8 protein-coding genes are annotated in these 12,067 nt (G+C 31.8%); 1 reads left to right on the top strand and 7 read right to left on the bottom strand.

The window, feature by feature from the left end:
* Positions 1–74: 74 nt before the first annotated feature.
* The 7 genes from purU to OD917_RS19880 form a co-directional block, all read right to left on the bottom strand.
* Positions 75–929, bottom strand: coding sequence for a formyltetrahydrofolate deformylase (purU, locus tag OD917_RS19910; protein WP_111283283.1), 855 nt, complete (start codon positions 927–929; stop codon positions 75–77).
* 114 nt (positions 930–1,043) lie between these two features.
* Positions 1,044–1,763 carry a DUF4197 domain-containing protein gene (locus tag OD917_RS19905; protein WP_263525157.1) on the bottom strand — a complete coding sequence of 240 codons (720 nt, stop codon included), beginning with the start codon at positions 1,761–1,763 and terminating at the stop codon, positions 1,044–1,046.
* 171 nt (positions 1,764–1,934) lie between these two features.
* Complete coding sequence (locus OD917_RS19900; RefSeq protein WP_263525156.1) at positions 1,935–2,354, bottom strand: cytochrome c oxidase assembly factor 1 family protein; 420 nt, start codon at positions 2,352–2,354, stop codon at positions 1,935–1,937.
* A 131-nt stretch (positions 2,355–2,485) separates the two neighbouring features.
* Complete coding sequence (locus tag OD917_RS19895; protein WP_263525155.1) at positions 2,486–3,364, bottom strand: hypothetical protein; 879 nt, start codon at positions 3,362–3,364, stop codon at positions 2,486–2,488.
* Positions 3,365–3,584: 220 nt separating this feature from the next.
* Positions 3,585–4,454 (bottom strand): hypothetical protein, encoded by an 870-nt coding sequence (locus tag OD917_RS19890; RefSeq protein WP_263525154.1) that lies wholly within the window; start codon positions 4,452–4,454, stop codon positions 3,585–3,587.
* A 99-nt stretch (positions 4,455–4,553) separates the two neighbouring features.
* A complete protein-coding gene (locus OD917_RS19885) occupies positions 4,554–4,901 on the bottom strand; it encodes a hypothetical protein (RefSeq protein WP_263525153.1) in 348 nt (115 codons plus the stop codon).
* Positions 4,902–5,094: 193 nt separating this feature from the next.
* Positions 5,095–6,657 (bottom strand): L,D-transpeptidase family protein, encoded by a 1,563-nt coding sequence (locus tag OD917_RS19880; protein WP_263525152.1) that lies wholly within the window; start codon positions 6,655–6,657, stop codon positions 5,095–5,097.
* A 291-nt stretch (positions 6,658–6,948) separates the two neighbouring features.
* Here OD917_RS19880 and OD917_RS19875 point away from each other — a divergent pair, with 291 nt between their 5' ends.
* Entirely contained in the window at positions 6,949–10,389 is a 3,441-nt protein-coding gene (locus OD917_RS19875; protein WP_263525151.1) for a methylmalonyl-CoA mutase family protein, read from the top strand.
* The last annotated feature ends 1,678 nt before the right edge of the window (positions 10,390–12,067 follow it).

Genomic DNA, 12,067 nt, shown 5'->3' with positions numbered 1-12,067 from the left:
TAAAACTTGTCGGGTTTGTTATTTCTTTTCTAAGAATAGAACTTATAACCTTAGTATCTCAGAACCTTAGAGTTTTAAGAAAAGACCACTGTCTTATTACTGTAAACCATAGTTTTTCTTTCTGCGTGCAGTTTAATAGCTCTTGCTAAAACAATACGCTCCAAATCACGTCCTTTCATAATGAAATCTTCTACGGAGTGAATATGAGAAACTCGCGCAATATCTTGTTCGATAATTGGACCTTCGTCTAATTCTTCTGTTACGTAATGACTTGTTGCACCAATAATTTTTACACCGCGTTTAAAAGCCGAATGATACGGTTTTGCACCCGGAAAAGCAGGTAAAAACGAGTGGTGAATATTGATGATTTTATTTTCGTAAAGCGAAATTAGTTTTGGAGTAACAATTTGCATATAACGCGCCAAAACGATAAAATTGATTTTATACCTTTTTAATAATTCAATTTGTCTTGCTTCTCCTTCTTCTTTGTTTTCTTTTGTGAAAGGAACAAAATGAAACGGAATATCAAAACGTTCTGCAATCGATCTCAAATCATTGTGATTGCTAATAATTACCGGAATTTCCACATTCAATTCACCTGCACTATATCTTCCTAAAATGTCAAATAAACAGTGATCGTACTTAGAAACGAACAATGCTAATTTTGGTTTTTGTTCCTGATTGTACAAATCCCAAGACATTCCAAATTTAGATGCTAGCGTTTTATCAAAATCTTCTTTAAAGCTTTCAATTGTAATATCACTACCTTCAAATTCGCATTCTAGTCGCATAAAAAATACATTTTGCTCTACATCAACATGCTGGTCGATATAAGTAATATTTCCGCCTACTTTAGCAATAAAAGTAGTCACTGAAGCAATAATATTCTTTTGATCTTTACAGTGAATGAGTATGGTAATTTTTTGCATTTCGATCTTTTTAGTTTAATCGGTTAATCGTTAGATTTGTTTAATTGCAAACTCTTCAGTTTAAAAAAAACTTTGATCCTTTGCAGCTCTGTTCTTTAGAACCTTTAGGAAAAATTATTTCCCATCCTGCATAGCAAAAACGCTTTTCAACAAAGGCGTGGTTCTTGCAGAAATATTATTTCGGATTTCTTTTTCTTCTACGGCAATCATTTTAAAAACGCCAGATAAAGCTTGGTTTGTTGTATAATCAGTTAAATCTGGATTTACTTTTTTCACTAATGGAATAGTGTTGTATTTTGTTATAATTTTTGTCCATACAACATCAGCTCCAACTTTTTCGAATGAACTTTTAATCACAGGATTAAATTTTCCGTACAAAGCAGTTGTTGTGCTTCCTTGTAAATAAGTTGTTGCAGCGCTATCATTTCCTAAAAGAATATTTTTAGCATCTGTGAACGACATGTTTTTTACAGCCGAAACGAAAATCGGAGTTGCTTCTTTTACGGCATCTTCAGCGGCGCGGTTCAGCATTTTAATTCCTTCGTCTGCAAGCGAGCTTAAACCTACTTTTCTTAAAGTTGCATCAACTTTTTGTAATTCTTCAGGCATTAAAATTTTTACGGCTTCGTTTTTATAAAAACCATCTACTGCAGTTAATTTACTCACTTGTTCTGTAATTCCTTTATTCAAAGCTTCTTTTAATCCAGAAGCAATATCAACAGTTCCTGTACCTGGAATCTGAGACGCTATTTGAGGCAACTGATTTAAAGTCTGTTGTACCTGTGCACAAGACGTTAGAGAAAATGTAACGGCTAATAATAAAATCTTTTTCATTTTGGGGTTTTTATTTAAGTTTCAAAAATACTACTTATTCAAAAACAAAGCCACAAATTTATTAAGTGTGAAGAAAGATTTTGTTTGATAATTAACAACAATTTATTATTCGCTATTATAGCCATAAAATATTAGAAAAGAATGAAAAATGGCAGGATAAAATTGCAAATTCTATTTTTTAAGAAGGTCAATTTTTTCATTTGTTTTTTCAATATAAACAGACATTTCGCTGTATTTCCATTTTCCTCTCTTTTCACCTACAACAAAGAGTGTTGCTTTTCCTTTTGGCCCTTTTATCGGAACTTGTACATCGCAGGTTCTCACATTGTTATTTGAAGTAATATTTCCAGAAACCATTCCATCAGTTTCTATAGGAGATCCTAGTTTTTCGACCACGATTTTATTGTTTTGCACGGCAGTTATAGATTCTTTATAAGCATCAGAATCTTTTATTATGGAAGTGACTTCAAAGAAAATTCCAACTATAAATAAGGCAAATAAAACTAAAAGACTTAAACATCCTGTGGGAACAAACCATTTCCAGTTTCTATTCCACCAGCTTTTTCTTTGTATTAACTCTGAATCTTCCATAAATTGGTTTTAGGTTAAAAGATAGGCCTAAAATAAGAATAAATTTTATTGTTTATCAGTGTTTTATGGTAAATAAAAAAATCATCTTACAGAATTTTCTATAAGATGATTTCTAGAATTTTTATTAAGTCTTAACGATTGCTAAAAGCAATTTCTTCTAAAGCTTTAGGATTACTAATAGCTTTGCTAACGTCTTGTTTTTTGATATCGTCATTATCTTCTGTTCCAGTGCTTAAAGTAAGTTCTTTCGGCATTATTGGTTTTTTGTTGAAGATTGTTGCAAATAAAAGTGCTCCTTGCATATAACCACCATCGTTTAAGAGGTGTAATGTATTTTCACCATAACGAAGATTGTCTTTATTAGCGACTAAATATTTATAACCATTTTTGCCGTTATAAGCATCATTAATAGCATCTCCAACTCTTAATAAACTGGCATTTTTTGTTGTTTTGACAACTTCAGCTGCATTTTCACGCATGATGTCGTAATACTCTTTGTAATCAGGATCAGTAAAAGGAGTTGGAGACATTCCTTCGTAAATATAAATTGCTGCATCTGGACTGTTCTTATGTATTTTTTCCACAATCATATCTACATTAGATTTATATTTATCTGGTTCTCCACCCGCAACTGGTGTAGATTCTTGAATGACTACATAATCGTAATAATTTCCATCTTTGTCAACTTTAGCAAAATTTTGTTCTGCTTCTTTCTTATGATCCTTATAAATTTCATCAATCGAAACCCCCATTGTAATCAATTGATCAATATTCATAGGCTGATTATTTGCTTTGCAGATTTCTCCAAATAAAATTGGAGCACTTACGAAAAACTCTGTATGGCTATTTCCTATAAATAAAATTCTTGGGCTACCTTCAGCTTTTGGTGCTTTTGGTCTTTCACCTGTTTCTTGTGTTGTAGTTTGACTTTCTGCCGTAGCGGATTTATCTTTACAAGAAGTAAAAAGAATTCCGGCAATACCAAATAATAAAATGTATTTTTTCATCATGATTTAATTAAAAAGAACTGCAAATCTCTTCTTAACAAAAAAAAGTAGTAGCTTCAAAAAGTTTTAAAACTAATACTTTAAGACAAAAAACAATGTTGAAATTTTAATTCAGTTTGGGATGAAAAATAAAGTGTAAAGATTTTTTAATTTGATTGTTCATGATTAACGATTAGCAGATGAAGAATTCTGCGCGAAATCCAGTAAAAAGATTTTGGATAATTTATCTATTACTAAAAGCAATTTCTTCTAAAGCTTTTGGATTACTGATTGCTTTGGCGACCTCTTGTTTTCTCATATTATCATTATCTCCAGTTCCAGTGCTTAAAATAAGTTTTTTAGGGATAATGGGTTTTTCATCAAAGATGGTAGCATATAATAAAACAGCTTGTAAAAAACCGCCATCATTTAAAAAGTACGGTGTGTTTTTACCATAACAAAGATTATCTATGTCGTTTTTTAAGTAATTATAGCCGTTTTTCCCTTTGTATGCATCCTTAACAGCATCACCAACTCTCAGTAATCCTGCATTTTTTATAAAGGCGGCTGCTAAAAGAGCATTTTTTCGTAGTTCTTGATAATAGCTATCGTATTCTGAATTTTTATAAGATAAGGGAGGGGTATTTTGATAAACATATATTGCAGCATCTGGACTATTTTTATGAATTTTTTCTGCAAATAATTTCAAATTATCCCTATACGCCGTGAGATTTGTTAGTGCAATTGATGTCGCTTCCTGAAGAATCACATAATCATAATAATTTCTGTCTTTATCTATGTTAGAAAAATTTTGGTTTGCTTCTGTTTTGTTTGTGTAATAAACCTTGTCGAGAGAAACTCCCATTGTTATTAATTGCTGGACATTTACATTTTTATTATTTGCATTGCATAACTCTTGAAATAACGTTGGGATGCTTACGTAATATTCTGTATGGCTATTTCCTATAAATAATATGCGTGGAGGTCCTACAGCTTTTGGCGGTTTTGGTTTATTTATTCCAGTTGTTGAAATTGAATTTTCTGATTTAAAATTATTACATGAAATAAGAAGAATCGATATAATGATGCTTAAATATATAATCTGTTTTTTCATTGTGTTTTTGTTAAAAAAAGATTTTGCAAATCTCTTTTTAACTCATCAATATATCGGCCATAAGAGGCTTTTAAAATATCAGTTTAAGACAAAATAAATTTAATGTAGATATTGTAAATCAGGATGGTATATTGGATTATTATTTTTTAATTCATTTAATATATCCTGTGTATAATCTTTTCCTCCTTTAACTAAGAAATAAATAGATTTAATAACATAAATTGGTCCATAAGGAAAGATACGCCAGCTTGCAGACAAGTTAAAGAAGAAATGTCTTAAGGCATATTTGAAGGTATGTTCTTCTGGTCGAACAAAATAAACATTAGAACCTTTAATTTTTTTCATAATTTTTGAAATCGCATTTGGGAACGCAACAAATCTTCCGCCTTGTTGTACCAATACATTTATTTCAAACATTGTTAAACCTTCTATGTTGTTCGTTTTCATAATAGTTAGCTTTAAGTATTATAAAATTTAGTGGTATAATTAGTGAGCAAATTTCGAGAGATTTATGAGTAGATATTACCTTTAAAAGGTTTGATAATAATAAGTTAAGACTTTTTTTACTTATAGATATAGCTAAAAAAGAGAGAATCTGCCAAAAATTGACAAATCCTCTCTAAAATTTAGTAGAATTATATTATTGAGTTACAACTGCATTTTCGGTTATTTGTTTATCGTTTTCATAAACATCTTGGAAGAAACCAATTTCTCCATTTTCATTTACTAATGAAGTAAAATAAGTAATATAAATTGGTACTTTTTTAGATAATTTAAAACTGCTTTCTACTTTACCTTCCATCGCTTTATCGATTTTTTCTTTAGTCCATTCTGGATAATCTTTTAGCATGGCAACAGCCAATTCTTTAGCCATTTTTACATTAATACAACCGTGGCTGAAAGTTCTTTTTTCAAAATCGAACAAAGTTTTAGATGGCGTATCGTGCATATAGATATCATCTGGATTTGGAAACATAAATTTCACCAATCCTAAAGAATTGTCTGGACCTGGTTTTTGTCTTACTTGTCCGTTAACCATTTCCATGTTTTTCTCTGCTAGATAATTTGGATCTGCTGCGATTTTAGATTTCAATTCATTTTGCACGATACTTTGCGGTACTGTCCAATAAGGGCTGAAAACGATTCGATCTATTTCGCCATTAAAAATGGTTGTTTTCGTTAATGGTGCTCCAACAAAGACAGGCGAAGTCAATTGAACTTTTCCATTTTTAACATAAATCATTTCATAAGAAGGAACATTTACCAAAACATACTCATCGCTGGCAGCAATCTGAGCTGCAATTGCTCGGCATCTTTCCATATTAAGCTTTAAAGTTTGAACTTTATCCTCAAGCGGAATATTCATTTCATTAATGTGTTCTTCTGCCAAAATGTAATTTGGTTTAAAGCCATTACGAACTTTGTATTTCATTACAGCATCCATCAATTCACGATCGTAAACATCACTTTTAGAATCTGTTTTTAAATCGCCTAACAAATACAAACGAGTTCTAACTTGCGAAATAGTGCTAGAAACGGCATCTGGGCGCAACTCTTTATAAGGAGATTCTGCTGGAACGATAGGCTTATATTTGCTAGATTTTTCTAATCTTTTGTATTTTTTTAGAGCATCTTGCAATTTGTAATATTGGTCAAATTCTACTTTTTCATTTGTTGTTGCTACTGTTGTTTCTTGTTCTTCTAATGTGCTGTAGTTTAAAAAGTCTTTCAGCATATCATTATAAGATAGCTTTTTCTTGTCGGCATTACTTTTCTTAGTGTATACAACATACAATGAACTTAAAAGCATATCGGCATCAGTTTGAGAAAGAGTGCTTTTATCTGATGAAGTGCTAAATAATTGGTCTATTTCTTTTTGATAAGGAATTACCAAATCATTTGTTTTTTTTGCTTTTTCATACAAAACAGATCCAAACTCACTGATTTCATTCTCATCAAACCAAATAGTTCCAAGAGTTCTGTTTTTGTACAAAGACATGACATCAGACTTATATTTTTTCAAATCAGAATACCTTTTAAAGAAGTCGTTTGAAATTTCGTTTACGTCATCTGAATCATTGTGGTAAACAATTGTGTTACTTGAAGTTTTTGTATATGTAGTATTAGTGCTTTCAAATTTACTAAAAGAAAATACAAAAAAACTCAAACCTAAAATTACGGTGAATGAATAAAATGTTCTCATTTTTTTAATTTTTACGTTATTACTTTTCTATGTAAGTCGTAGGTAAAAATTTGGGGCTTTTCTACACTGCTAAATTACTATTGGAGTACTCAAAACATGTTTCCAGATTTTATTTAAATGTTGCGAAATTGCCATGTCTTTAAGCTTTCTTTAACTATATCAATTAGTTACGTAATTTGTTACCCTTTTAGTTCACGAAATCGATTTATTTTTGTTAACATAAAGCTATTGTCTTAATCAAATATTAAAATATTTTGTACATTGGTCGCATAAAATTATCATATTCATAAAATGGAACAACAAATACCATATATTCCTAAAAATAAAGTAAGAATTGTTACTGCGGCTTCGCTTTTTGACGGACATGATGCAGCCATAAATATTATGCGACGCATTATCCAGTCTACGGGTGTTGAGGTAATTCATTTGGGTCACGATAGAAGTGTTGAAGAAGTGGTAAATACCGCCATTCAAGAAGATGCCAATGCTATTGCCATGACTTCGTATCAAGGCGGACACAACGAATACTTTAAATATATGTATGATTTGCTTCGCGAAAAAGGAGCAGGACACATTAAAATCTTTGGAGGCGGAGGCGGTGTAATTCTGCCAAGCGAAATCGAAGAATTGCATGAATATGGTATTACAAGAATTTATTCTCCAGATGATGGACGTTCATTAGGACTTCAAGGAATGATTAATGATTTGGTTCAACGTGCTGATTTTCCTATTGGAGATAAATTAAACGGAGAAATTGATCATATCGAAAATAAAGTTCCAACGGCAATTGCACGTTTAATTTCTTCTGCAGAAAACTTTCCTGAAATTGCAAAACCAGTTTTTGATAAAATTCACGAAAGTAATTCTGATTCTAAAATTCCAGTTTTAGGAATTACAGGAACAGGTGGAGCAGGAAAATCTTCTTTGGTTGACGAATTGGTTCGTCGCTTTTTAATTGATTTCCCAGAAAAAACAATCGGATTAATTTCTGTCGATCCTTCTAAAAGAAAAACAGGAGGAGCACTTTTAGGAGACAGAATCCGAATGAATGCGATTAATAATCCTCGTGTTTATATGCGTTCGTTGGCGACACGTCAGTCAAATTTGGCTTTGTCTAAATATGTAGCCGAAGCGATTCAGGTTTTAAAAGCGGCGAAATACGATTTGATTATTTTGGAAACTTCAGGAATTGGTCAATCTGATACCGAAATTATGGATCATTCAGACGTTTCTTTATATGTAATGACGCCAGAATTTGGAGCGGCGACACAATTGGAAAAAATCGACATGCTTGATTTTGCCGATTTAGTGGCTTTAAACAAATTTGATAAACGTGGTGCTTTAGACGCTTTACGAGATGTAAAAAAACAATATCAAAGAAACCATAATCTTTGGGATAAAAGTCCAGACGAAATGCCAGTTTTCGGAACAATTGCTTCGCAGTTTAACGATCCGGGAATGAACACACTTTACAAAGCGATTATGGATAAAGTGGTTGAAAAAACGGCTTCTGATTTGAAATCGACTTTTGAAATCACTAAAGAAATGAGTGAGAAAATATTCGTAATTCCGCCAGGAAGAACACGTTATTTGTCTGAAATTGCTGAGAATAATAGAAATTATGATGAAACGGCAATTGCACAGCAAAAAGTAGCTCAGAAATTATACGGAATTTTCAAAACCATAGAATCGGTTTCTGGAAAAGTTCCTCAAATCACAAAAGCAGGAATAGACGACAATAGTGTCATCCTGAGCGGAGTCGAAGGACTTGACGAAAACAGAATCTTTTTAAATCTTTTACTGAATCAGTTTGATAAAGTAAAAATGGACTTAGATCCGTACAATTGGGAGATTATCCTGAATTGGGATGAAAAAGTAGCGAAATATAAAAATCCGGTTTACTCGTTTAAAGTTCGCGATAAAGAAATCAAGATTGCAACGCATTCTGAAAGTTTATCACATTTACAGATTCCGAAAATTGCTTTACCTAAATATGAAGGCTGGGGCGATATCTTGCGTTGGAATTTACAGGAAAATGTTCCTGGAGAATTTCCTTTTGCTTCGGGATTATATCCGTTTAAACGTGAAGGCGAAGATCCGTCAAGAATGTTTGCGGGTGAGGGCGGACCAGAAAGAACCAACAAACGTTTTCATTATGTAAGTGCGGGAATGCCTGCAAAACGTCTTTCTACGGCTTTTGATAGTGTGACTTTATACGGAAACGATCCAGATTTGCGCCCAGATATTTATGGAAAAATTGGAAATGCGGGAGTTTCAATCTGTTGTTTAGACGATGCTAAAAAACTATATTCAGGTTTCGATTTGGTTCATGCATTGACTTCGGTAAGTATGACTATTAATGGGCCTGCGCCAATGTTGTTAGGTTTCTTTATGAATGCGGCAATCGATCAGCAATGTGAGATTTACATCAAAGCAAATGATTTAGAAAAAGAAGTTGAAGCCAAAATCAACAAATTATATAAAGACAAAGGAATCGAAAGACCAAGATACCAAGGCGAACTTCCTGCTGGAAACAACGGTTTAGGATTAATGCTTTTGGGAGTTACTGGAGATCAGGTTTTGCCTTTGGAAGTTTATAATGAAATAAAAGTAAAAACGTTAGCTCAAGTTCGTGGAACAGTTCAGGCTGATATTTTAAAAGAAGATCAGGCGCAAAACACTTGTATTTTCTCAACCGAATTTGCTTTGCGATTAATGGGCGACGTTCAAGAATATTTTATTACCAAAAACGTTCGTAATTTCTATTCGGTTTCGATTTCAGGATATCATATTGCCGAGGCGGGAGCAAACCCAATTACGCAATTGGCTTTTACGCTTTCAAATGGTTTCACTTACGTGGAATATTATTTGAGTCGCGGAATGAACATCAACGATTTTGGACCAAACTTATCTTTCTTCTTCTCCAACGGAGTAGATCCAGAATATTCAGTTATTGGACGTGTGGCGCGTAAAATTTGGGCAAAAGCCATGAAAAACAAATACGGCGCCAACGAAAGAGCACAAATGCTGAAATATCATATTCAGACTTCTGGACGTTCGTTACACGCACAGGAAATTGATTTCAATGATATTAGAACGACTTTACAGGCTTTATACGCGATTTATGACAACTGTAATTCGCTTCACACAAACGCTTACGACGAAGCGATTACAACGCCAACAGAAGAATCTGTGCGTCGTGCGATGGCAATTCAGCTGATTATTAATAAAGAATTAGGTTTAGCGAAAAACGAAAACCCAATTCAAGGTTCGTTCATCATCGAAGAATTAACTGATTTAGTTGAAGCTGCGGTTCTTCAAGAATTCGACAGAATTACAGAAAGAGGCGGAGTTCTAGGCGCAATGGAAACGATGTACCAACGTTCTAAAATTCAAGAAGAAAGTTTGTATTACGAAACCTTAAAACACAACGGCGATTTCCCAATTGTGGGTGTAAATACTTTCTTGAGTTCAAAAGGTTCGCCAACGGTAATTCCGGCAGAAGTTATTCGCGCTACAGAAGAAGAAAAACAATATCAGATTACGATGCTAGATAACCTGCACAATTTCCACGAAGCAAAAGTAAACGAGCATTTAAATACTTTACAACAAGCCGCTATTAAAAACGAAAATTTATTCGACCATTTAATGGAAGCGACAAAGGTTTGTTCTTTAGGTCAGATTACTTCGGCGTTGTTTGAGGTTGGTGGGCAGTATAGAAGGAATATGTAAATTTTGGATTTTTTAAGGATATGAAAAAAACCTCTCAAGATTTTTGGGAGGTTTTTTTATGTCTGCTTCGTTACTTTTATTTTGTATTTGTTTCGCTGGAGAAACGAAAGGCTAATTAGAAAAGTTTCTAAAGTAACTTTTTGGCAAAGCAATTTTTATCAATTTTGCCAAATAAGATGAAAATAGTATTGCCATCAGTAAAACTATAAAATATACAATGTCAATAGTGCTAATATTAAAAAAGGTATGATTTCTATAAAAAAGTAAGCGGCTAAGAAAGAACAAGTAATTATTGCAGAATATTAAAATTAAAAAGAACGTCAGTGATGTATTTATAAAACTATCGGCACTATCTAATTTTAAATTCTTTTTTGATATGATTATTAGAGTAATGACTAATTGGATTATTTCAATACTATAAGATGCTAATTCATCGACAGTAAAACTTGAGTTGTAATCAAAAAGCATAATAATGTGCTTTGAAACAGTAAGAAATATTATTGTTATAAATAAAAATGAAGAACTATTTTGTAAAGATGGTTCTACAGATCTCACCATATTTGTAAACTTTAATTTTTCAAGTTTTTTATCTATTATACCAGTTTTTGTAGACAAGGCAATTGCTATGATACCACTTATTAAATACAAGTTAGTTGCATATTGGTACCCATGTAAATATTTTAAAATGAAACAGAAAATAGATAAAATTCCAATTATAATGCATGTAAATTGTAATGTCGAAACACTTTTAATTTTTGCAAAGAATGAATGGAGAGTTAAAAAGAACAAAGTAAGTATCACATGAAGTGATAAATCTTTAATGAGATACATATTATCTCTTTCATAATTAGGAAATTTAAATAAAAACTCTTGTAAATTATATAGAAATAATGTCCAGAAAAACAAGATGAAAATAAAATGATTGCTCTTAATTGATATGTCTTTTTCTAACAACAATCTAAAAATTAATGGAGAGCTTAAAGTTATCAGTAAAATGATAATACGAAAAATAAATTCATAGGCATTAAATGATTCATATCCATAGTCCCAGAAAAAATAGAAATACAAAAGAATTGAAATCATCGAAAAAATAAAAATATAATTTGATTGTATTTCAGAATAAGAATTGATTTGCTTAATCATAAATTTTATAATAATTCTGTGAAATAGAATTAAGAAGAATAATATGATTGGCCTATTACATAACATCCTGCTCCAAAAACTGATGTCTCTAGGAGTTAAGAAATAACTAAGAAATTGAAAAAAAGTAAATGTTGTAAAAATAATTTTTAAAATTCGAGACTGATTTATCTCATTTAATTCAATAACGTAATTTTTTCGATAAAAAAGGGAAGTCAGAAAATTTGAATTTTTAATAAGGATTGCAAAGCATAATGTAATAAGAATTACAATATTCCAATTTAGAGAATATCCGCCAAAAGGACTATCACTTATACTGCTTTTATTGATGTCAAACACAGCTCCTATTGTATATTTGAAGATCAAGCCATAGATTATAAATAGACCTGAAAGTTTAAAAATTAGATTGCTAAATTGCCTTAACTCCATTTTTTTATATTATAATTTTTAGGTGAATATGAATTTTCAAATATAGTCTGTTTTTTGTAAGACAATTTCTTTATCTTAAAAATTTCCCTCGCAGTCGCGAGCGTCTCGC

The organism is Flavobacterium sp. SH_e, assembly GCF_025717045.1.
Classification (GTDB): Bacteria; Bacteroidota; Bacteroidia; order Flavobacteriales; family Flavobacteriaceae; genus Flavobacterium.
This window is presented reverse-complemented; position numbering and strand designations above follow the sequence as displayed.

Bases quoted from the DNA above. Each gene is read 5' to 3' on its own strand.
- purU (WP_111283283.1), bottom strand. From the start codon at position 929: ATGCAAAAAATTACCATACTCATTCACTGTAAAGATCAAAAGAATATT.
- OD917_RS19905 (WP_263525157.1), bottom strand. From the start codon at position 1,763: ATGAAAAAGATTTTATTATTAGCCGTTACATTTTCTCTAACGTCTTGT.
- OD917_RS19900 (WP_263525156.1), bottom strand. From the start codon at position 2,354: ATGGAAGATTCAGAGTTAATACAAAGAAAAAGCTGGTGGAATAGAAAC.
- OD917_RS19895 (WP_263525155.1), bottom strand. From the start codon at position 3,364: ATGATGAAAAAATACATTTTATTATTTGGTATTGCCGGAATTCTTTTT.
- OD917_RS19890 (WP_263525154.1), bottom strand. From the start codon at position 4,454: ATGAAAAAACAGATTATATATTTAAGCATCATTATATCGATTCTTCTT.
- OD917_RS19885 (WP_263525153.1), bottom strand. From the start codon at position 4,901: ATGAAAACGAACAACATAGAAGGTTTAACAATGTTTGAAATAAATGTA.
- OD917_RS19880 (WP_263525152.1), bottom strand. From the start codon at position 6,657: ATGAGAACATTTTATTCATTCACCGTAATTTTAGGTTTGAGTTTTTTT.
- OD917_RS19875 (WP_263525151.1), top strand. From the start codon at position 6,949: ATGGAACAACAAATACCATATATTCCTAAAAATAAAGTAAGAATTGTT.